This window comes from Candidatus Acidulodesulfobacterium ferriphilum, assembly GCA_004195035.1.
Taxonomy (GTDB): Bacteria; SZUA-79; SZUA-79; order Acidulodesulfobacterales; family Acidulodesulfobacteraceae; genus Acidulodesulfobacterium; species Acidulodesulfobacterium ferriphilum.
On sequence record SGBD01000004.1, the window covers coordinates 129586 to 150692 of the forward strand.

Genomic DNA, 21107 nt, shown 5'->3' on the forward strand with positions numbered 1-21107 from the left:
TAAATTTATTAATTAAATTATCTTTATTATTTATCTTTTGCCATTAATACATTAAATCGGGTATATTATTCAATCTGTTTAACTCTTCTAATTCCGCAGGCATAGAATCGTCTCTCCTGCCCATTAACAGGTAAGCAAATTTTTTTCCTTTTTCAACGCCAGGCTGGTCGAATGGATTAATCTTTAAAAGCATGCCTAAAACGGGAACCATTTCCATAGACATAAAGGATAACTCTCCAAGCGTAAACTCGTCTATTTTATCCACTGTAACCCTGAATGACGGCCTTCCGCCAATTGCAAGCGCAAGTTCAACGCCCGTAAGTTCATTAAGAAGAAGTTCGGATAACTTTTTGTCTTTTAAATAATCATATTCTTTAAACCCATCTGGGTTTATTATATAATCTTTACAAAAATTCTTTAGGCAAAAAAAGCCTATCAGCTTATCCTGCGGCCCCTGCATATAAAGCTGAAGCTGTGAATGCTGGTCGGTAGCGCCTGCCGCGGGAACGGGGGTCGGCGATGTCAAATCCTTTCCGAGGCTTTCGGCGAAAAGCTGTCTGAACCATCTTGAGTACTCTCTTAAATAATCGCTGTAAGCATTAATTATAAATATATTTCTTTTTTTCTGTTTGTAATAAAGGTAAATGATAGCGGCTAAGGAATAAACGGGGTTGTTTTCAAAAACGCCTTTATTTAATATATTATCCCTGTAAGAAATTGCTCCATGTAAAAACTTGTCTATATTAAGCCCCATCACATAAGCGGGGAAAAGGGTTCCCGCCGTTACAACGGAATATCTCCCGCCGACATTTTTTGCAATATCTAAAGTGGATATGCCGCTTTCATCGGCATAGCGCCTTAAAAATCCGCTTCTTTTATCGGTTATAAACAAAAGATTATCCTTATAATTTTTCACCTCATTTTCAAGCATCTCTTTAACGATAAAAAACTGGGATACAACCTCGATAGTATCCGCGGATTTAGAAACAAAACAAAACAGGGTCTTTTTTATATCGATGTTTTGCATGCTCTTATGAATATAACAGGGGTCAATATTTTCGGAAAAAATAACATTTACTTTTTTATGGAAAACTCCGCCGTTTTTTACCTTTTCGCTTATATTTCCATTGTTATAACTATTGCGAAATATCCCGTCTAATGCCTCTTTTAAAAATATTGCGCCAAGCGATGACCCGCCCATTCCAAAAACATACAGAGTGTTAAAATCTTTTGAAAACAGCCTATCCGCAGTTTCCTTCACGGCCGTAACCATCCCTGAGTCGCCTATCTCGTCATAAAAACCGATATCCCCGTTCCTTCTTAGTTCGTTAAGATTTCTTCTTGCCTGAACCAGATCGTTTTCTAAAGAACGAATTTCCGTTATAGAAAGTCCGTTTTCTCCGATTGCAGACTTTAAGGCGTACTTAAAGTTAAACTCTATCATTTTTTAACCCCCCCCTCCATTTTTTTAACGATATATTTATTTTTAACATAAAGAATCTCGGCATCCTTTGATTTAAGCTTGCCGTCTATCTTTAAAAGTTTAATCTCTTCTAGTATAGAACCGCATACGGGACCTTCGCATATACCGAAGGATTTAATGTCGTTTCCGCTAATTACGGGCTTTATGAATTTTATTTTATTTATATATTTTGCAGCCCATTTTGCAAAATTTAAAGCCAATCTGCCTTTATTATTATTTTTAAAAAGATAAAATAAAATCCCGTCTTCGCTAAACCCCTTAAACATAAGATATATTTCGCTATCTGTTAATTTTAATAACCCGTTGCCGCATAATTTATTTGCACGTTTTTCCTTAGCTTCATCCAATTTGGAGAACAGCGAAGCTAATCTTTTTTCTTCCAGATACATCGATAAAATTATTTGTTTAATCTTTTCCCCCAGAGCCAATCTTTCTATTACCGCATTAAACCCGGCAAGGTTTAAATGATGCAAAAGTTCGGCGATATAAAATATATGGATATTTTGACTAGTTTTGCGGCTTTTTGCAATTTTTCTAAAAACCCTTTTGTTATCATTATTAAACCTCAGCTTAGAATAAATGCCCTTAAGAATACCCAGTGCCTCAAGCCTGGCAAAATATATCTCAGGACTTTTTTCTTTTAACAGAAGGTTTAATTCTGCCGTTATTCTCTTTCCCGAAATATTATCCAAAACCTTAGCATCAAGAGCCTTTTTAATGAGGATTATCGTATGCCTTTCGATGCCGAACCCGAGCCTTTTCTCAAATCTGACCGCCCTAAATATCCGGGTGGGGTCTTCTTTGAAACTTAAATCATGCAATACTCTAATTTTTTTGTTGAATATATCGGATAAGCCCCCCGTATAATCCTTTACGACAAGAAATGCAATTTTGGCAGAACGGGGCAAGCCTGCGCCGTTCTGCGAACCATCCGTATTAAGGCTAAAAGACAGCGTATTTATAGTAAAATCCCTCCTGAAGACATCGTCTTTAAGGCTTGTCCCTCCTATGCTGACGGAAGGCAGAGCGCCGTGATTCAGGTATGTTTCGGTTCTTGCGGAAGCTAAATCGACTTTTAAAGGTTTTTTATTAATTAAAAATTCAACGGATGCCGTTCTAAATCTTTTATGAATTTTTATATAATTTATTGCAAAACCGGTATCGTTTCTTTTTCTTATTAATTCTGCAAATCGTTCGGCGTTTCCCTCTAATACAATATCTATATCGAGGCAGATACCTTGGCCATTTTCTTTCTTAGAAATGTTAAAAACCTTTGAGGAGGCAAAGCGGGAAGAGGTTTCAGGGTTTATTTTCATGCTGTATATTATAATATCCCTGACAAATCCCCCTATCAAAAAGGAGTTATATCCGATACTTCCCGCAAAAATACCTATCCTTTTAATTAATTCTAGTCCGTCTCTGCCGTAATCATATATATTAAAAACTTCAAGCAAAGAGCGTTTAATTAAATTTTTGTTTAAATCCATCGGCATTTTAGATTACTATTTATGGTTAACCCCTTTGATTAAAAAATTTTTCAAATGCTTTTCCATAATTTCCAGCCTTTCTTCTATATCGGTCTGCGTTATTATTATCCCGTTTTCCACCTTTTTAAAATAGGTAGCCTGTCTTTTTGCGTATTGTCTTGTCGCAGCCGCAATCCTCTGAAACAATTCCTCATCCGTATTAATCTCTTTGTTTAAATACATAATCCCTTCTTTATAGCCGATGCTTTTAAACGGCTTTGAATCTTCAGGGCAGCCTTTATCAATTATACCTTTAATTTCATCTATTAAACCTGCTTTTAAAATAGCATCCGTTCTTTTTATTATACATGATGCCAGATAATCTTTGGGAGGAATTAAAATAAAATACAGGTAATCATAAAGGGGTTTTCCAAACGGATTTTTGGAGAGATAGGACGAAAAAGGCCTGCCTGTAGCATCGTAAACTTCGTAGGCCCGCGCAATTCTTTGTTTATCGTTCGGCGATATTTTTTTAGCATACGCCGGATCAACTTCTTTAAGCTTTTCGTAAACAGCGGCCGTTCCCAATTTATCGATTAGTTCAACCATCTTTTGTCTGTATTTAGATTTGCTTAATTCCGGAATAGGAGAAAAACCGTAGATTAATGACTTCATATAAAGGGCTGTGCCACCCACAAAAAGCGGTATCTTCCCTTTTTTTGTGATGCCGTTAATCGTATGCCTTGCATCCTCCGCAAAACTGTGGGCATTATACTCTTCGTCAGGGTACTTTATATCAAAAAGGTGGTGTTTGACACTTTTTTTGGCGCTTTCATAAGGTTTTGCCGTTCCGATATCAAAATACTTATAAAAGCATAAAGAATCAAAATTAACTATTTCAAATTTAAAGGGGAGGCGTTCCGTTAACTTAAGAGAAGTTTCCGTTTTCCCTGCGCAGGTTACCCCTCCGATGATAACTATTTTTTGAAGATTTGACATGGGTAGAATAAAATCCCGAATCAAAAACAACAGCCTAATTGGCGCTACCGTTTATCTTTTTCTCGCTGTTTTCGCTTTTTTGCTCCTTTTTAATCTTATACACGGCATAAAAATGGTATATGAGAGCAATTAAAATTCCCACTATAACAGAGGAAAATACTATTACGGAGATAGGAAGTTTTATGGATTCGAAACCCAAAAATTTTACGCTTACGCGCTCAGGATTTTCTGCCGTAAAGACTAATACGACGGCAACAAAAATAATGAAAAGTATCAGATTTATAATCTTAATCATTTGTTTACCTGTTATATAATTTTAAATCTTTTCGATTTAAAGTTTAATCTTCTGAAACTCGCCTATCAATTTATTATATGTATCGTCCAATATTTCGGAAACAACTCTCAGTTCCGAACATACGGTATAAAAACTGACATCCCCTTCCCACCTCGGAATTATATGGAAATGCAAATGCTGCTCGATACCCGCTCCGGCAGCCTTACCCAAATTCAGTCCGACATTAATAGCATCGCAACGGTAAACCTTCTTTAATATATCGCAGCTTATGGATAAAAGTTTCATAACTTCGGCGCCGGCTTCCCATGAAAGTCCGTTAAGCTCTTTAGCATGCGCAGCGGGAATAACAAGAAGATGTCCGCAATTATAAGGAAATGTGTTTAATTTTATATATGAATATTTTCCTTTAAAAAGAACATACTTATCCTCAAAGCATGTATTGTCTTCGCAAAAAACACATTCATCCTTTGATTTGTCTCTAACTAAATAATCCATACGCCATGGGGCATAAATAATTTCCATAAATTAGAAATTAGAAATTAGAAATTTAATCCTGCGCTATTATATGCTATAAGTCCGCCGCCTTTTAAAAAGGTTTTGCCGCCCACATAATCGATAAAAGATTTCACTGCCCTTTTTATAACGGATTGGAATAAATTGGGTTGTTTTCTGACAGGGTAGATAACGGTTGGTTTGCCTTTTATGCCGGCTAATACCTTTGCCGCATCAATCGCATCCTCGAAATCGCCGAGTTTATCCACAAGGTGGTATTTAAGCGCCTGCTGTCCAGAGTAAACCATACCGTTGGCAAGCTTTTTAACATATGCGACTTTGAGGCTCCTTCCTTTTGCAACGGCATCTACAAACTGGCCGTACACATCCATAACAACGCCCTGAAGCTTTTCTCTCTGCTTTGGAGTCATTTCTTTGAAAGGGGTGCCGATGTCCTTATACGGACCGCTTACGATGTAATTATAAGACACGCCGACCTTTTTCATTAGTTTATATACATTGGGCATCTCCATTATGACGCCGATCGAACCTGTTAATGTTCCCGGCTCTGCCACTATTTCGTTTGCGGCGGAAGACACATAATATGCCCCCGATGCGGCAACGGAACCCATTGAAACCACAACCTTCTTGTATTTCTTAAACTTAGTCAACTGTTCATAAATAGCTTGAGACGGGGCAACCTCTCCGCCGGGCGAATTAACCCTTATTACAACGGCCTTAACGAAGGAATCATGTTTATAATGATTAAGGAGGGATATAAAATTTGACGAGCTGTTTATTGCGCCTGTAAGGTTTATTATTCCAATCGCATAGGGAGAAGAACCCTGCACTACATTATAATTAGACTTTACTTGAAATTTAAATAAAATCAAGTAGATGCCCAGTCCAAAAATTCCGATAAATACGATTAAAAATAATAAACCGCTTAAAAATGGATGTTTGCCTGTACTCATATGTTTATGTTTGCTTTATTAGATTTACTGATTTACTTAACTTTGCTCGGAATTAAGAAGAGACAAGCCGATTTTTTGTTCGTTAGAATCCACCATAATTATCTCCGCATTGATATTGGAACCCACGGAAATATCACTTTTTGCAATAAAGTTTTCGGGAATCTTCGAATTATGAATCAATCCCTCAATACCGTCTTCAAGGTAAACAAATATACCGAATTCCGTAATATTGGATATGACGCCTGAGACTGTCATCCCAACCGAATATCTATCCTTAATATTTTTCCATGGACTTTCCGTAAGCTGTTTTATGCCCAGATATACCTTTTGCCTTTCCTCATCGATGTTTAAAACTACGCACTTGATGTTTTCTCCGATTTTGAAGAGCTCCTGAGGGTGTTTTGTTCTTTTTGACCAGGAAAAATCGCTTTGTTTAATGTATGCGTCAAAATTTTTATCTAACTCAACGGATATTCCGAATTCATATATATTTTTAATGGCACCTTCAACAACGGCGCCGACGGGATACTTATCTTTTAACTTATTCCACGGGCTTTCGGTAAGCCTTTTTATGCTCAAAGAGAGCTTTTTGGTTTCGGGTTCTATGCTCAAAATTACGGTTTTAACCCTCTGCCCTTTTGTCAGAAAGGTTTTTAGATCGACCGACTTTTTATCCCAACTCATCTCGGACATATGTATGAGCCCCTCGACATCGTCGTCAAGCTCGACAAATGCGCCGTAATCCGTAATATTTATTATAACGCCTTCAACCACATCGCCCTGTTTATGCCTTTCAAGTATATCCTCCCACGGGTCTTTAAAGAGTTGTTTATAACCGAGGGAAACCCTGTGTTTTTCTTCATCGTACTTGATAACCTTTACATTGATTTTTTGTCCAAGGCTTAACACCTCCGAAGGGTGGGATATTCTTTTCCATGAAATGTCGGTAATATAGATAAGTCCATCCATGCCGCCTAAATCGACGAAAACGCCGTAATCCGTAATATTTTTAACTATACCTTCAAGCACATCACCTTCTTTTATATCGGTTAAAACATTTTCTTTTAATTTTTTAATTGCATCTTCTATAACCTTGCGCCGGGAAACTATAACATTGCAATTTTTTTTGTTTACGCTTATAACCTTTAATTCAAGATTCCTTCCCAGAAAAGCGTCAAAATCCTTTGTAAGCTTGACATCGATTTGGGAACCGGGTAAAAATGCGGTAACGCCGTTCAAATCTATAATTAACCCGCCTCTTGTTTTCGCCACGACGGTCCCGTTGACTATTTCGTCCCCCTCGCAAGCTTTTTCGATATCATCCAATGCGTAAACATTTTTGGCTTTCTCCCGTGAACATATTAAATACCCTGCCTTATCGTCATAATGCCCGACAAAAACCTCTATGCTGTCGCCTGTTGAAATAGTCGTAATATCCACATTGCCACCCGAAGAAAACTCTTCTATCGTGATTATTCCGTCGGATTTATCTCCGACATCGACATAAATATAATTTTCATCGATATTTAAAATCTTTCCCTGCCTCACGAGTCCTTTGCTATTCATATTTTCATAAGAACTGAGTAAAAGCTCGAACTCCGTAGGATTTTCTAAAGATTTACCGTAATTAAAATTTTGCTTTGCCATAAATATTGGTACTCCCTCCTAAAATTGATAAAACTAATCTAACACATTTAAACAAATTAAGCAAATCTTTTGTTTGTCCTTATTTTTTGATTATCGTCTAATTGCCGTATTGTATTAACCACCTTTTCTATAATCCAGTCGGGAGTGGAAGCCCCCGCCGTAATCCCAACCATGTCGGCATTTATAAACCATCCAGGATTAACCTCTTTTTCGGTTTCTATATGATAGGTATTCTTTTGGATAGCCGCGCAGATATTTTTAAGTTTATTCGTGTTTGCACTGTTATACCCTCCGACGACTATCATCACATCAACATTAGAAGCAAGGACTTTAGATTCATCCTGTTTTAATTTTGTCGCATCGCAAATGGTGTTGAAAACAACTATTTCCTTTTTAGCAATTTTAAATATCTCATTAATCACGGAGTTATAAAAATTAACATCCTGCGTAGTTTGGGAAATTAAAGCCAATTTTTCGGAAACGGGGATATTTTTTAAATCGTCCAGACCGTTTATTATTAAAAACCTGTTTTTATCGGCAAAACTAATTACGCTTTGAACCTCGGGATGATTTTTGTCCCCGACCATTATTATAAAATATCCGTCTAAGGCGGCCATGGTTATGTAGTTCTGCGCCTGTTTTACAAACGGGCAGGTGGCGTCGATTGTCTTTACCCCCTTCAATTTAAGCTTTTCCATAATGTCGGATTTAACGCCGTGAGAGCGGATTATAATGGTATTGTAGCCATTGTCCTCGATATTATCTACAGGATAAACTCCTTTTTCTTCCAAAGATTTAACCACCTGCGGATTATGAATAATCGGTCCGAGAGTATTTAATTTTTCGGATAATTTGCAGGTCTTTGACGCATCGACTGCCATTTTGACCGCCCTTTTTACACCGAAACAAAACCCTGCGGATGGCGCAACAATTATATTCATGGCCCATTGCCCCCTTCCTCCTTTGTTAATTTAGAAAGGATGTCAAAAAATTCGGGAAAAGAAGTGCCGATACATTTTATATCGCGAACCTCGGTCCCTATGTTTTTAAGCAATAACCCCATAACTACCATTGACATCGCAATCCTGTGGTCGCCAAAAGAATCCGCGGCCACAAAATCCTTATTATTTAATTTTACACCATTTCCTGTAAAAATTAAATCAGGATTTCCGGTAAGCTCGAATCCGTCCTCTAATTCTTTAATTTTAACTCCAAAAAGACTTAAATTAGAAACAATGGTTTTAATTCTGTCGCTTTCTTTTACCCTTAATTCTCCTGCCCCCGTTACTTTAGTGATACCGCCTGCAAACGATGCTATTACCGCAAAAATAGGAAATTCGTCTATCATATCGGAAACCAATTCGGGCGGCACGGCAACCCCTTGCAAATTTGAATATTTTGCCTTGATAGTTCCAACCTTCTCCAATTTTTTGTCTTCAAGGGTTATTTCTATGTTAGCGCCCATCATCTCTAAAACCTTTAAGAGTCCTGTTCTTTTTTCGTTTAACAAGACATTTTTAATGATAATTTCGGAATTTTTACGCAAAATACCAAGCGCAATGAAAAAAGAGGCGCTGCTAAAGTCTCCGGGGACAGTAATCTCAAAAGGCTTAAGCTCGCCGCCGCCTTCCACGGTTATAAGGTTGTCGTCAAATTTTGGATTTTCGACGGCAATGCGGCAGCCTTGAAGCTTTAAAAAGTTTTCCGTATGGTTTCTTGTCGCCTTTTTTTCATATATTACGGTATTCCCCTCCGCAAAAAGAGCGGCAAGCATAATGCAGGATTTAACTTGAGCGCTTGGAACAGGCATTTCATAATAAATCGATTTTAGTTTTCCTCCTTTAATGGCAATCGGAGGATAATTTCCGTTTTCCCGCCCTGTTATCTTCGCTCCCATGAGGCTTAACGGTTCCGTTATGCGCCTCATGGGCCGGGAATTTAAATATTTATCGCCCGATAACACGGAAAAAAATTCGTTTCCCGCAAGTATCCCTGCTATAAGACGCGTAAGCGTTCCTGAATTAGCGGTATTAATAATTGTCTTAGGCTCTTTTAATCCATGAAGGCCAACGCCGTTAATTACAAAATCTTTTGAATTTTTATTGTTTTTATCGGGCTTAGCCGCAGCTATTGCTACCCCAAGCTTTCTAAATGCCGCAATAGTTGCCAGATTATCTCGCGAAAGCGATAAATTATAGACTTTCGAAATTCCGGAGGCAAGGCTTCCTAACATAATAGCTCTGTGAGATATGGATTTGTCGCCGGGAACCTCCAGTGTAGCATTAAATCCTTTTGAAATACCCGTAACAAGCGCTCTGCCGGATTTTAATTTAATCAAAAACCCTCCTGCCTGATTTATATTTTTTTTCTACTATCGGCTATTTTTGTAATTATGTTCTTTAAGCCTTCCTCGTCGCCCGTTTCCAGAAATCCTTTTAAGATATTCGCAGACGCGATAAAATCCTCTAAAGAGGCGGCTATATTTTCGTTGTTCATTAAAAATATATCTGTCCAAATATCGGGCGAAGAAGAGGCAATTCTCGTCGAATCCCTAAAGCCGCTTCCTATAAGGCTGAATGTGCCGTTCCCGCTTTCTTTTCCTCTTTGAATAAAAGATAAAACCGTATCGGATAAAACAAAAGCAATCAGATGAGGTAAATGGCTCGTGTATGCGACGATATTGTCATGAAAATCCGCCGCCAGATAAACGACATTCATCTTAAGCATCTTCCAAAATTTAGCTACCGCTTCAACCTTATCGGTACGGGTTTTGTCGGCTAAATCGCTGTCTTCCTTGATAACAACGCAATTTTTATTCTTAAATAAATTGAAATCGGCATTTTCAGGTCCGGATTTATCTGAACCGCATATCGGGTGGGATCCTACAAAATTTTTAAAGTTTTTGATTTCGGCATTATGCGTAATTACGCTTTTAACGCTTCCGATATCGGTAATAAAAGGCGCGTTTTCAAAGAAAGTTTTATACCTGTCAAAAAGCGTTAATATTGCTTTGGGGGTGGTGCATAATATTACTAAGGAGGTTAAATCGTCCAGAGAGTTGCCGTAACACGGATTCTTATGAGCATCCATATTGAAATCCATGGCATAATCGATGATCCCGCTGGAAAGGCAGTAATCGATTTTTTTTTGAATTATATCATATCCGCTTATTTTTATTTCCGGGTGAATAGTTTTTACCGCCCCTGCAATAGATGCCCCCATGAAACCGAGTCCAATGATAGATATTTCTTTAAACATCAGTAAGTTACTCCGTCAGCCGAAAGCTGTCATCCTCCCCCTTAAAAGAAGGCGATTTTATTTTTCTATAGAAAATTTAAAATTCCCGAATCAAATGGTTTACATGCTTCTATTAACGGCTTCGGCAACCAATCTCCCCCTGTCAAGCAGTTCGCTGAAGGTATTATATTTTAAGGATTGAGCGCCGTCGGAAAATGCCTTTTCGGGTACGGGGTGAACTTCTATCATAAGTCCATCTGCCCCTACGGCAATAGCGGCGAGAGAAAGCGGTTCCACATAGTACCAGACGCCTGCGGCATGCGACGGATCGACGATAACGGGAAGATGCGAAAGTCTTTTTAAAACAGGAACCGCGCTTAAATCAAGGGTATTTCTCGTAGATGTTTCGTATGTTCTTATCCCTCTTTCACAAAGTATAACATCCAGATTGCCGTTTGACATAATATACTCTGCGGACATTAAAAATTCCTGTATGGTTGAACAAAGCCCCCTTTTTAAGATAACAGGTTTTTTAACCTTTCCGACCTCCTGAAGAAGCCTGAAATTTTGCATATTTCTTGCGCCTATCTGTATAATATCGGCATAAGAACATACCAGATCCAAATCCCTTGGGTCCATAACCTCCGTTGCAACTAAAAGCCCTGTTTTTCTCCTTGCCTCGCTCAGATATTTTAATCCTTCTTCTCCCAAACCTTGAAAGGTATAAGGACTTGTCCTCGGTTTAAATGCTCCTCCCCTGAGCACCGATGCTCCCGCCGTCTTAATATTTTCGGCAATTTCCGTAACATTTTCAAGTGTTTCGACGGCACAAGGTCCTGCAATTACGATAATCTTATTGCCGCCTATTTCGATGTTCCCGACTTTAATGACTGTCCTTTCTTTTCCTATTTCTTTTGAAGCCAGTTTATAGGGCTTTGATATTCTTATGGCTTTATCTACTCCGGGAAGCGCCTCCGCCTCTTCAAAAAAGGCTTTAACCGCGTCCTCATGCCCGATACACCCGATAATCGTAACATCTGCCCCTTCGGATATATGTGGCTTTAAACCCGCCTGATCTATTTTATCTAAAATATACTTAACCTGCTGTTCCGTAGCTCCTTTTTTTAACACCAAAATCATTTATCGTCTCCCATGCTATTTTATTCTTATATTATTTTAATCGTTTTTCATTAGTTTTAAAATATGCTTAGCAGAATTTTTCGTTTATCGTTTTATTTTACCTTATTGAAATAAAATTGTAAAAAACTTTTATATACCCAAAATTATATAACTTTGCCCAAGGCTTTAATTAATCTAATATTTTCCCTGCGCGTACCGATAGTTATTCTGACCATATCGTCATATCCAAACCTATCCATGGGCCTTATGATAATGCCCATATTTAAAAGTTTCTCGTATATGTCTGCCGCTTTCCGTCCTTTTAGTTTTACCAGTATAAAATTAGCGCCCGTTTCGACAAATTCTATGCCTAATATCCCTAAAGCCGAATAGAGATAATTTTTTTCGGCCTCGTTAGTTTCGACTACCTTTTTAACATATTCCTTGTCCTTTAAAGCAGCCTGCGCACCCGCTAAAGACAGGGAATTTACATTAAACGGCTCCCTTACCCTGTCCATTAGAGATATTAAATCCTTATGCCCAATTCCGTATCCCACTCTAAGTCCTGCCAACCCGTACACCTTCGAAAAAGTCCTTAAAACAATCACATTTGGAAAATCTGCAATATCCGTTTCATCTATCAGCGATTTTCCCATGTACTCTATGTAAGCCTCGTCGATTATAACCAGAATGTTATCCTTAACCTTTTTAATAAAATCTTTTATTATGCGGTTTGAAAAAAAAGTCCCCGTCGGATTGTTCGGATTAGAAATAAAAATAACTTTGGTTTTATCGTCTATTAATTTATACATATCGTCCAAATTTAGGGCGTAATCCTTAAGCTTGCTTATTTTTAACTTTAAACCTAATTGTTCTCCTGCAAGGTAATATGCGACAAACGAAGGAAACGGGGCAATCAGATTTTCGTTCCTCTTGCAAAATGTCCTGACGGCTATATCTATTAACTCGTTAGAGCCGTTTCCCAGAATAAAATTTTCGGGTTTTAACTTATCCGATTTAACACCTGCCGCCTTAAAAAAATGAACCAGTTCCTCCTTCAGGTAAAAGCCGGAGCCGTCGGGATATCTGTTTAAATTTTTAAGACAGGATTTAATGGATTTGAGCGCTCCTTGAGAAGGGCATGACGGATTTTCATTCGAGGCTAATTTTACTATATTTTTAATACCCTTTTCCCTTTCCACCTCTTCTATGGGTTTTCCGGGAATATACGGGTTTATTTTATAGATATAATCTGGAGCCTTTACATTAAAAGATTTCATATATAATTTACCTTGTTTTTTATACCGCTTACTTATGCGAACCCGTAAATTTTACAGAAGCCGCAGGTTTTTTAACGGAATAGTCTTTTGGCTTAGCTATCTTCTTTATGTCTGCGGTAGTATTTTGAATAACAGCCCTTTCGTAAATCTTAACCCATGCGCAATCCAAATTCTCGTCAACCTCGCATTTATAATTTTTCATCCCGCCGCAGGGACCATTCAAAAGCCCTTTTGGACACAATGTTACGGGGCAAATTCCTCCTGTTTCGTTTAAAACGCATTTCCCGCACAAAGAACACATCTCCTTCAAAGAAGAGAGGTTTTCGATATTGCCCAAAAACATCGTATCGACGCCGGAGATTACCATTTTTGAATCGTCAAGCGCATTAACCGCCGATTGCACGCCGCTTCCGCAGGATAGAACCAATATTGAAGCGGATTTGGCAACAAATTCTTTATTATCCCTGACCGCTTTTCTAACCTTTTGGAGGTGGCACATTGCATCTATTACATAAGTTCCGTTTACGGAGATATTTTTATCCTCCAGAATCCCCTTCATTGCCGCAACTTCTTTCGGGCCTCCCGTCCTCGAGGTATCGGAGCATATCCCGCATCCAAATATAAAAACGGAACCGCGGATTTTTTTAATTATATCTTCTAATTCCTTTTGTTTGGTAACTATCATATATTCTCATCAATCTTATTAGATAACATTGCCGCCTTGGCGGTATTTTCCATTAAAACCGAAACGGTCACGGGTCCAACGCCGCCGGGGACGGGGGTTATTTTGGAAACCTTGCTTATAACCTTTTCGAAATTTACATCTCCGCAAATATGCCCATCAAGCCTTGAAATGCCGACATCGATTACAACCGCGTCGTCTTTTAAATAGCTGTCATCGATAAGATTTGCCTTGCCTGCGGCTGAAATTAAAATATCTGCCCCCTTTGTAAAACATTTAATATCTTTTGTGAAAATATTGAGCGAGACAACGGTGGCAAGCCTGTTTATAAGCATTATAGCAAGAGGCTTCCCTACGATATTGCTTTGTCCTATTATGACGCAATTTTCCCCTTTAACCGAAATATCGTAATAATCGAGCATTTTAATAATTCCATATGGGGTACAGGGGTAAAAAGGCGAATTTTCCGTAAAAATCTTTCCTACATTTAAAGGGTGGAAGCCGTCAACATCCTTATTGGGGCAGATTGCATCCATAACGGCTTTTGCATTTATATGAGGCGGCAGGGGAAGCTGGACTAAAATTCCGTGGACTAAAGGGTCGTTATTTAATTCCTCTATCTTGTTCAAAAGCTCTTTTTCGGTTAAGCCTTCAGGGTAAATAAATTTTTGGGATAGTATCCCGCACCTTTCGGCGGCGCGTTCTTTATTCCTGACATATATAACGGAAGCCTTGTTTTCTCCAACCAAAATGACGGCGATTAACGGCACTATTCCCGCTTTTTTTAACCCGCTGACTTTAAGCGCTACGGAAGATTCTAATTCTCCGGCTATTAACCTGCCATCGATAATCTTTTCTTTAAATTTATCATAACAACTATTATTATTTATGTAATTATTTGATGTCATTAATTTAAATTTAATTAAATTAAACCGTAGCGGGCAATATTTTCATCGGCTATCTTTTGTATCTTTTCTATTTCCGTTTTGCCGGCCTCATCCTTAAACAGATGTTTAAATCTTCCTTGGAGCTTAAGATATTCCTCGACCGGAATCTTTTTACTTATCTTTTTGACGGAAATTATCCTGTCATATTCTGCTTCAAATAAAGGATAAAGACCTGTCTGAACCGCGAGTTGGGCAATTTTAACGGAATATCTCGGTTCATATTTCCACCCTGGAACGCAGGGAACATCTATTTGCAGATACTTGGCGCCCTTTATGGATTTGGCCTTTTTAACCTTTTTTTGAAGGTCAATGGGATAACCGGCGGATGCAACCGCGGTGTACGGAATTCTGTGGGCCATGGCAATCTCCGGCATATATTTTTTAGGCCGTGAATTACCGAACGACTTTTTTCCCGAAGGGCTTGTGGTGGTGTAAGCGTCGAAAGGCGTAAGTCCGCTTCTTTGATAGCCGGTATTCATATATGCCCCGTTGTCATAGCAAATGTACAGGACATCGTGGTTTCTTTCGAACATGCCGCTAAGCGCCTGAAGCCCTATATCGGCCGTCCCCCCGTCCCCCCCCTGCGCTATTACCGTTATGTCGTCTTTTTTCCCCATAGCCTTAAGGGCGGCTTCAATGCCGGATGCTACCGCGGCAGAATTTTCGAAAAGAGAATGAATCCACGGAATTCTCCATGAGGACTCGGGATAGCGGGTTGAAAACACCTCAAGACACCCGGTTGCAGCGGTTGCTATGGTATTTTTGCCGAGAACTTCGAGTATCAGCTTAACAGCCATAGATTGAGCGCAGCCGGAACATCCCGTATGCCCCATCGTAAAAAGCTCGGTATGTGTTTCCTCTTTAGTTAGCATAATTTATTTTCCTATTTATATTTTAATTTATTTAATTTTTAAAGATACTGCTGGGATAATCCTACAAACTCGCCATCAACGTTTTCTTCCTTTTCCGCCCTCATAACAAGGTCATAAATATTTTTAGGAGTAATATCCCTGCCGCCAAGCCCGATTGTATATCCATTAACGCTGATAGAGGTCATTTTATGCTTATAAAGAACATCCCTTATTTCCATAGAAAGAATCCCGCCCTTGCCAAGCGATATTGCCTTTTCTATCACTATAACATTCTGTGCATTTTGAAGAGCATCCGCAATCTCGTCTTCAGGAAAAGGTCTAAAGGAACGAACCTTTAAAACGCCAATCTTTTTTCCCGATTCTCTTAATTCGTCGACAACGTCTTTTATGGTTCCAAGCACGGATCCCATTGCGACAATAACTATTTTTGCGTCATCCATTTTATAGGCATCTATCAAGGCGCCTTGAAATTTGCCGAACATTTCCTTGTATTCCTGTGCTGCCTGTATTATATAGCGCTTGGAATTATTGACGGCGTTCGAAAGATTATACCTCGATTCCATATAAACGGAAGGTTCGCCCAGCGTTCCAAAAGAATAAGGATTATCTACATCGAGCTTATATTCCATATTTAAGGGCGGCAAATACTCCCTGACCTTTTCGATGCTGTCTATTGTCTCTACAACCTCGAATGTATGCGTTAAAACAAAACCATCGACATTGACCGTGACCGGAAGCATAACATCAGGATTTTCGGCAATTTTAAACGCTTGAATATGCATATCGTACGCCTCCTGATTATTTTCCGCAATGAGCGTAATTGCGCCCGTATCTCTGATCGCCATTGCGTCCTGCATATCGTTCCAAATGTTTATCGGCGCGGAAACAGCTCTGTTTGCGATAGTTAAAACAACGGGAAGCCTCATGCCCGCGATGTTGTATATCACCTCTTCCATATATAAAAGCCCCTGGGAAGCCGTTGCGGTATAAGTTCTAACCCCGCAAGCGCTGGCGCCCAAAACAACGGAAGCCGCCGAGTGTTCGCTTTCAACCATAATAAATTCCGCTTTTAAATCACCGTCGGCAACCATTTGAGAAAGATGTTCCACAATATGGGTTTGCGGGGTAATTGGATAAGCAGAAATAACATGGGGCTCGGTCATCCTCACCCCGTCCGAAATAGCCATTGACCCTTCAAGAACCTTTTTCATAATATATTCACCGGATTAAAAATTTATTTAAATGAATATTAATATCAATATCAATCTAATGCTAATCACAATTTATTTTTCTATTAGAACCATATCTATATCGTCAACGGGGCATTCTTCGGCGCATATGCCGCACCCCTTGCAGTAATCTGCATCATAATCGTATATTTTTGTTTTCTTGTCGCCATAGACAACCCCTTCAGGACAAAAATAAATACAAAGATTGCATCCCGTGCATTTTTCCTGTTTAAACACAGGATTTTCATTTGCAAAAGACCCTGTTTTATTCGAAAGAGCCGCTCCCGGAAGGGCGATAATTCCAATCTTAAAATCCACTCCTGTCTCCTTTTATGTAATTATAAGCAACTTGAGCGGCTTCGGCATTGGGCTTGCCTAATTTTGAACCGAACCTGTTTTCTATTTCTTTTTTAATCGATTCTATGCTGACATCTCCGCTTATTGCAGAAAAAGCGCCAAGTAAAGTCGTATTGGCAATCGGTTTATTTAAAATCTTAAGGGCAATTTTTAATGCTGGAAATAAGACAACATTTTCTTCGCTAACCCCGCCAAGTTCATTAATAACATCTTTTATACCGGCTTCCGAATTTATCAACATTTTTCCGTTTTCCCTGAGCCCCTTATAAACTGGGACAGACTTAAGGAGGGTTATATCCTGAACAATGACATAATTTGGATCGTATATTTGATGCCTTGTCCTGATAGGTTTATCTGAAAATCTTGCAAAAGCTTGAACAGGAGCGCCCGTCCTTTCCGACCCGAAGGATGGAAATGCCTGGCAATAATTTCCGTCGTCAAAAAAGCTGAGGGCAAGAATGGATGCCATTGTAACGGAACCCTGGCCGCCTCTGCCATGTATTCTGATTTCTTTCATCATAAAATTTTTCCTTTTTTATTCGAATAAGTAGGGACAGGCTTAAGCCTGTCCCTACTTATTCGAATATATGAAATGAATTAAAGATTTTTATATCGGTGTTTTAAAAATTATACACTTTTTAAAGCTTGAATGTCAAGAGTTTTCCGAACCTTTTTTCTCAAATTCGTCTAAAAAATAAGGAATTTTATCTTCTATGCCGTAAGCCATTATGTGGATGCCATGTACTAACGGCTTTAATTCCCTTGCAATCCTTGCGGCAATTTCAACCCCTTTTTTTACCGGATTAAGGGCATTATCAAGCTCGCCTATAAGCGTTTCCGGTATATAAATCCCCGGAATAGCCTGATTCATAAAACGGGCAGTCTTTCCTGATTTTAATATATAGATTCCGGCAATAATTTTTATATCTTTATAATTTTTATAAAAATCGTAAAATTTATTAAACTTTTCAACGGAAAATACCGCCTGCGTTTGGAAAAAATCGCATCCGGCAGTAATTTTTTTTTCAAATTTTATAAGCTGGGGCTCAAGCGGAACAGATTCGGGATTTACAGCCGCCCCTATATAAAAATCCGTAGGATCGTTAAGTTTGTTTCCGTTCATATCGGCTCCGGCATTCAATCCTTTTACTATTTCGATTAAATTAGCCGAATCTATATCGTAAACCGCCTTTGCATGCTTGTGGTCGCCGAAAGATATGTGATCTCCCGTAAGAGCTAAAACATTTTTTACTTGAAAAGCGGCGGCGCCGAGCAAGTCTGATTCCAGAGCCATGCGGTTTCTATCTCTGCAGGTCTGCTGAAAAATAGGTTCTCCTCCCGCCTGCTTTATGTAAATCGAACCCGCAAGGGAGGACATTTTCATATTTGCACCCTGATTGTCCGTAATGTTAAAGGCTGTTATACGATTTTTTAAAAGCTCGTATATGCTTTTCATTTTGGAAAGATCTGTCCCCCTTTCAGGGGATATTTCGGATGTATAGACAAACGCGCCTGCGTTTAAACTTTCTTTTAATTTATTGCCTGATTTAAAATTCGTTAACATCATGAAATATTTTCCATAGCGGTGCGGTTAAATATTGTTTGCGGCGGCTTCATAAGAACCGAGTATTTTTATAAATATCGTGTATTCTTCTATCCCTTTTAACGCTTTTTTAAGCCTTTCGTCGGATTCATGAGAACTCACATCTATAAAAAACAGGTAGTCCCAGTTAAATTTCTTAGACGGCCTTGACTCTATTTTGGTTATGTTAATGTTGTTTTCATAAAACGGTTTTAAAATTTTGAACAGCGCCCCGACTGAATTTTTAATGGAAAATAAAATAGATGTCTTATCATTGCCTGTTTTTGAAGTCTTTTCCCCGTTTGAAATAATTAAAAATCTCGTAAAATTATTGCTGTAATCCTCGATATGGGGGAGCAGTATATTTAACCCGTAAATCCGCCCCGCTAATTCGGACGCTATTGCGGCAGCGCCGGCTTCCTTAGATGCCATAATACAGGCATCTGCCGTTGAAAAAGCGTCTATAAGTGCCGCATCTTTAAAATTTTCTTCCAAAAAATTTCTGCATTGGCCGAAAGCCTGCGGATGAGAATAAATCTTATCAATATTTTTAATGCCGCTTTCCTTTGAAAAAAGGAAATGGCTGACGGGAATTATCTCTTCCCCTATTATTGTAACATCGGAATTTACAAACATATCGAATGTAGCGTTTACCATGCCCTCGATGGTATTTTCTACAGGAACAACACCGTAATTCGAAAGCCCCTTGGAGACCGAATCGAAGACCTCGCCGATAGTTTTAAGTGGAATTAAAGTTCTTGACGAACCAAATCTTTTTATGGCGGCAATATGGGTATAAGTTCCTTCCGGACCAAAATAACCGACCCTTATTTTTGATTCCAGGTCAATGCAGGCAGATATAATTTCCCTGAATATATTTTGCAAATGCTCGTCTTTTAACGGGCCTTTATTGTGTTTCTTTATATTTCTAAAGACCTCGCTTTCCCTGCCCGGATTATAATATGTTTCATTATTGGAAGACTTTATTTTCCCGACATTTAAAGCAACTTTGCCCCTTTTATTAAGAAGCAGGGTAAGCTCTTCATCTATCTTGTCTATTTCTTTTCTTAAAGTTTGGAGTTCTTCTATGTTTTTATGCATTTAATCCCTTAATCCCTTGACATTTTAACATTTTTAAAATTTAAAGTATTTTACATAATTTTTAAAAAAAAGGCAAAACAAAGATTGAAGAAACTTACCATGCTTTTACCGTCCCGCTTTATTTCTCTGCATTAATCTGCCCGCAATAAATGAAAGAAATAAAAACAGGGCAATAACTGTAAAAACAAATCTTATCCCGTAAGCCTCGCCGAGATACGCCAAAAAAAACGGGCCGATTATTCCGCCCAAATCAAAATTAGACTGATATACAGTGTTTGCCGCCACTATATCGTTTGTGCCCACAACCTCTGAAATCTTCATTGTCCCGATAGGAAAAATAAGCGCGTGCGGAATACCGAGCAAAATTAAGCTTAACGCATAAAAGAATATGCCTTTCGATAAAACCATAAAAATAAAAGAAAGGCTTGCCAAAAATATGGAAATATTTAAAATCTCGGCCTTGTTTTTTATAGCACCCTTTTTTGTAAAATATAACAAACCGAGCCTGACAATTAATGAGGATATAAAAAACAGGGCAAACAAAAGGGTTATCTCAAAATATTTAATATGGAAATTATCTTTTGCGTAAACGCCTCCGAAAGCAACAATAGAAGCAAAACCTATACTAAAGGCCGTATTATAAAAGATAACCTCCAGAAAGCCATAATTTTTGAATAATCTTGCAATGCTGCCGCCCTTTTTAATTTTACCGCTGCCGCTTTCATTGTTTCCCAAAGTTTCCTTATTTTTAGCGGCGGCGTTCATTTGTTCTTTTTTTATCCGCTCCGTTAAAATATTTTTGGCTGTTTTGTTTATTTTTACCGCAAAGAAAAAAGCAGTAATCCCAAACCCGCAAAGCATAAGATAGATATATCGGATGCTCAAAACTGAAAGCAAAGCCGAACCTAATAATGGACCAAAAACAAGTGCAAGGCTTAACATTAAGGAATATACGGTAAGATTTTTTTCGACATCCGCCTTATCGGAAACCAAATGGACAAGGGATAACAGAAACGGCATAATAATGGCTGTTGCAAAACCCGATAAAATTACGAAAATTAAAAATTCGGGAAAGGATGTCGAAATAAAATATCCAAAAATTGCAAAACTGAATAAAATTAGCCCTGCTATAATAAATCTGGAAATTAATTGCGGTTTTACCCTGATGCTTAAAAGATACCTGACTAAAAGAGTGCTGATAGCGTATGTAGCTGTTGTAACGCCGATGTAAACAAGATTTACATCAAGGACATACTTAACAAAGAGCGGATTTATCGATTGAATCATATTCGTATTGGCTCTTTGAAGAAGTATAACGAGAAAAACGAAGAAAATAGCAGGCATA

The 21107-nt window shown here is 38.5% G+C and carries 21 protein-coding genes; all 21 read right to left on the minus strand.

The window, feature by feature from the left end; genetic code table 11:
• Positions 1–43: 43 nt before the first annotated feature.
• Positions 44–1444, minus strand: a complete 1401-nt coding sequence (locus EVJ47_07680) for a hypothetical protein (protein RZD14106.1) — start codon at positions 1442–1444, stop codon at positions 44–46.
• A complete protein-coding gene (locus EVJ47_07685; GenBank protein RZD14107.1) occupies positions 1441–2976 on the minus strand; it encodes a CCA tRNA nucleotidyltransferase in 1536 nt (511 codons plus the stop codon). Before EVJ47_07685 ends, EVJ47_07680 begins: the two co-directional genes overlap by 4 nt.
• 9 nt (positions 2977–2985) lie before the next feature.
• The gene (gene miaA / locus EVJ47_07690) at positions 2986–3948 is read right to left on the minus strand and encodes a tRNA (adenosine(37)-N6)-dimethylallyltransferase MiaA (protein RZD14108.1); all 963 of its coding nucleotides are present in this window, start codon (positions 3946–3948) and stop codon (positions 2986–2988) included.
• 34 nt (positions 3949–3982) lie between these two features.
• The gene (locus tag EVJ47_07695) at positions 3983–4243 is read right to left on the minus strand and encodes a LapA family protein (protein ID RZD14109.1); all 261 of its coding nucleotides are present in this window, start codon (positions 4241–4243) and stop codon (positions 3983–3985) included.
• Between the two features lie 36 nt (positions 4244–4279).
• Positions 4280–4765 (minus strand): HIT domain-containing protein, encoded by a 486-nt coding sequence (locus EVJ47_07700; GenBank protein RZD14110.1) that lies wholly within the window; start codon positions 4763–4765, stop codon positions 4280–4282.
• Between the two features lie 17 nt (positions 4766–4782).
• Positions 4783–5709: a signal peptide peptidase SppA gene (gene sppA, locus EVJ47_07705; protein ID RZD14111.1), complete on the minus strand. Its 927-nt coding sequence runs from the start codon at positions 5707–5709 to the stop codon at positions 4783–4785.
• Between the two features lie 36 nt (positions 5710–5745).
• Entirely contained in the window at positions 5746–7356 is a 1611-nt protein-coding gene (locus EVJ47_07710) for a 30S ribosomal protein S1 (GenBank protein RZD14112.1), read from the minus strand.
• A gap of 56 nt (positions 7357–7412) precedes the next feature.
• Entirely contained in the window at positions 7413–8297 is an 885-nt protein-coding gene (ispH, locus tag EVJ47_07715) for a 4-hydroxy-3-methylbut-2-enyl diphosphate reductase (GenBank protein ID RZD14113.1), read from the minus strand.
• The gene (gene aroA, locus EVJ47_07720; protein RZD14114.1) at positions 8294–9715 is read right to left on the minus strand and encodes a 3-phosphoshikimate 1-carboxyvinyltransferase; all 1422 of its coding nucleotides are present in this window, start codon (positions 9713–9715) and stop codon (positions 8294–8296) included. The genes ispH and aroA overlap by 4 nt, the downstream gene beginning before the upstream one ends.
• Positions 9712–10614, minus strand: a complete 903-nt coding sequence (locus EVJ47_07725) for a prephenate dehydrogenase/arogenate dehydrogenase family protein (GenBank protein ID RZD14115.1) — start codon at positions 10612–10614, stop codon at positions 9712–9714. The genes aroA and EVJ47_07725 overlap by 4 nt, the downstream gene beginning before the upstream one ends.
• A 99-nt stretch (positions 10615–10713) precedes the next feature.
• Complete coding sequence (aroF, locus tag EVJ47_07730) at positions 10714–11733, minus strand: 3-deoxy-7-phosphoheptulonate synthase (GenBank protein ID RZD14116.1); 1020 nt, start codon at positions 11731–11733, stop codon at positions 10714–10716.
• A gap of 143 nt (positions 11734–11876) precedes the next feature.
• On the minus strand, positions 11877–12992 hold the full coding sequence (locus EVJ47_07735) for a histidinol-phosphate transaminase (protein ID RZD14117.1): 1116 nt from the start codon (positions 12990–12992) through the stop codon (positions 11877–11879).
• 28 nt (positions 12993–13020) lie between these two features.
• Entirely contained in the window at positions 13021–13677 is a 657-nt protein-coding gene (locus EVJ47_07740; protein RZD14118.1) for a 5,10-methylenetetrahydrofolate reductase, read from the minus strand.
• The gene (locus EVJ47_07745) at positions 13674–14582 is read right to left on the minus strand and encodes a bifunctional methylenetetrahydrofolate dehydrogenase/methenyltetrahydrofolate cyclohydrolase (protein RZD14119.1); all 909 of its coding nucleotides are present in this window, start codon (positions 14580–14582) and stop codon (positions 13674–13676) included. Before EVJ47_07745 ends, EVJ47_07740 begins: the two co-directional genes overlap by 4 nt.
• Positions 14583–14596: 14 nt before the next feature.
• Positions 14597–15493 carry a pyruvate ferredoxin oxidoreductase gene (locus tag EVJ47_07750; GenBank protein RZD14120.1) on the minus strand — a complete coding sequence of 299 codons (897 nt, stop codon included), beginning with the start codon at positions 15491–15493 and terminating at the stop codon, positions 14597–14599.
• Between the two features lie 38 nt (positions 15494–15531).
• Entirely contained in the window at positions 15532–16704 is a 1173-nt protein-coding gene (gene porA, locus EVJ47_07755) for a pyruvate ferredoxin oxidoreductase (protein ID RZD14121.1), read from the minus strand.
• Between the two features lie 72 nt (positions 16705–16776).
• A complete protein-coding gene (locus EVJ47_07760; protein RZD14122.1) occupies positions 16777–17040 on the minus strand; it encodes a 4Fe-4S dicluster domain-containing protein in 264 nt (87 codons plus the stop codon).
• Positions 17030–17596, minus strand: coding sequence for a pyruvate ferredoxin oxidoreductase subunit gamma (locus EVJ47_07765; protein RZD14199.1), 567 nt, complete (start codon positions 17594–17596; stop codon positions 17030–17032). Before EVJ47_07765 ends, EVJ47_07760 begins: the two co-directional genes overlap by 11 nt.
• Before the next feature lie 135 nt (positions 17597–17731).
• Positions 17732–18646 carry a 5,10-methylenetetrahydrofolate reductase gene (locus EVJ47_07770; protein ID RZD14123.1) on the minus strand — a complete coding sequence of 305 codons (915 nt, stop codon included), beginning with the start codon at positions 18644–18646 and terminating at the stop codon, positions 17732–17734.
• A gap of 24 nt (positions 18647–18670) precedes the next feature.
• Positions 18671–19750, minus strand: coding sequence for a prephenate dehydratase (pheA, locus tag EVJ47_07775; GenBank protein RZD14200.1), 1080 nt, complete (start codon positions 19748–19750; stop codon positions 18671–18673).
• A 117-nt stretch (positions 19751–19867) separates the two neighbouring features.
• Positions 19868–21106 carry an MFS transporter gene (locus EVJ47_07780; GenBank protein RZD14124.1) on the minus strand — a complete coding sequence of 413 codons (1239 nt, stop codon included), beginning with the start codon at positions 21104–21106 and terminating at the stop codon, positions 19868–19870.
• Between the last annotated feature and the right edge of the window lies 1 nt (position 21107).

Excerpts from the sequence above, each read along its gene's own strand:
- EVJ47_07735 (RZD14117.1), bottom strand. The coding sequence starts at position 12,992 with ATGAAATCTTTTAATGTAAAGGCTCCAGATTATATCTATAAAATAAAC.
- EVJ47_07710 (RZD14112.1), bottom strand. The coding sequence starts at position 7,356 with ATGGCAAAGCAAAATTTTAATTACGGTAAATCTTTAGAAAATCCTACG.
- EVJ47_07745 (RZD14119.1), bottom strand. The coding sequence starts at position 14,582 with ATGACATCAAATAATTACATAAATAATAATAGTTGTTATGATAAATTT.
- EVJ47_07750 (RZD14120.1), bottom strand. The coding sequence starts at position 15,493 with ATGCTAACTAAAGAGGAAACACATACCGAGCTTTTTACGATGGGGCAT.
- EVJ47_07725 (RZD14115.1), bottom strand. The coding sequence starts at position 10,614 with ATGTTTAAAGAAATATCTATCATTGGACTCGGTTTCATGGGGGCATCT.
- sppA (RZD14111.1), bottom strand. The coding sequence starts at position 5,709 with ATGAGTACAGGCAAACATCCATTTTTAAGCGGTTTATTATTTTTAATC.
- porA (RZD14121.1), bottom strand. The coding sequence starts at position 16,704 with ATGAAAAAGGTTCTTGAAGGGTCAATGGCTATTTCGGACGGGGTGAGG.
- aroF (RZD14116.1), bottom strand. The coding sequence starts at position 11,733 with ATGATTTTGGTGTTAAAAAAAGGAGCTACGGAACAGCAGGTTAAGTAT.
- EVJ47_07685 (RZD14107.1), bottom strand. The coding sequence starts at position 2,976 with ATGCCGATGGATTTAAACAAAAATTTAATTAAACGCTCTTTGCTTGAA.
- miaA (RZD14108.1), bottom strand. The coding sequence starts at position 3,948 with ATGTCAAATCTTCAAAAAATAGTTATCATCGGAGGGGTAACCTGCGCA.
- EVJ47_07780 (RZD14124.1), bottom strand. The coding sequence starts at position 21,106 with ATGCCTGCTATTTTCTTCGTTTTTCTCGTTATACTTCTTCAAAGAGCC.
- EVJ47_07695 (RZD14109.1), bottom strand. The coding sequence starts at position 4,243 with ATGATTAAGATTATAAATCTGATACTTTTCATTATTTTTGTTGCCGTC.
- EVJ47_07765 (RZD14199.1), bottom strand. The coding sequence starts at position 17,596 with ATGAAAGAAATCAGAATACATGGCAGAGGCGGCCAGGGTTCCGTTACA.
- EVJ47_07680 (RZD14106.1), bottom strand. The coding sequence starts at position 1,444 with ATGATAGAGTTTAACTTTAAGTACGCCTTAAAGTCTGCAATCGGAGAA.
- EVJ47_07700 (RZD14110.1), bottom strand. The coding sequence starts at position 4,765 with ATGGAAATTATTTATGCCCCATGGCGTATGGATTATTTAGTTAGAGAC.
- ispH (RZD14113.1), bottom strand. The coding sequence starts at position 8,297 with ATGAATATAATTGTTGCGCCATCCGCAGGGTTTTGTTTCGGTGTAAAA.
- EVJ47_07740 (RZD14118.1), bottom strand. The coding sequence starts at position 13,677 with ATGATAGTTACCAAACAAAAGGAATTAGAAGATATAATTAAAAAAATC.
- EVJ47_07770 (RZD14123.1), bottom strand. The coding sequence starts at position 18,646 with ATGATGTTAACGAATTTTAAATCAGGCAATAAATTAAAAGAAAGTTTA.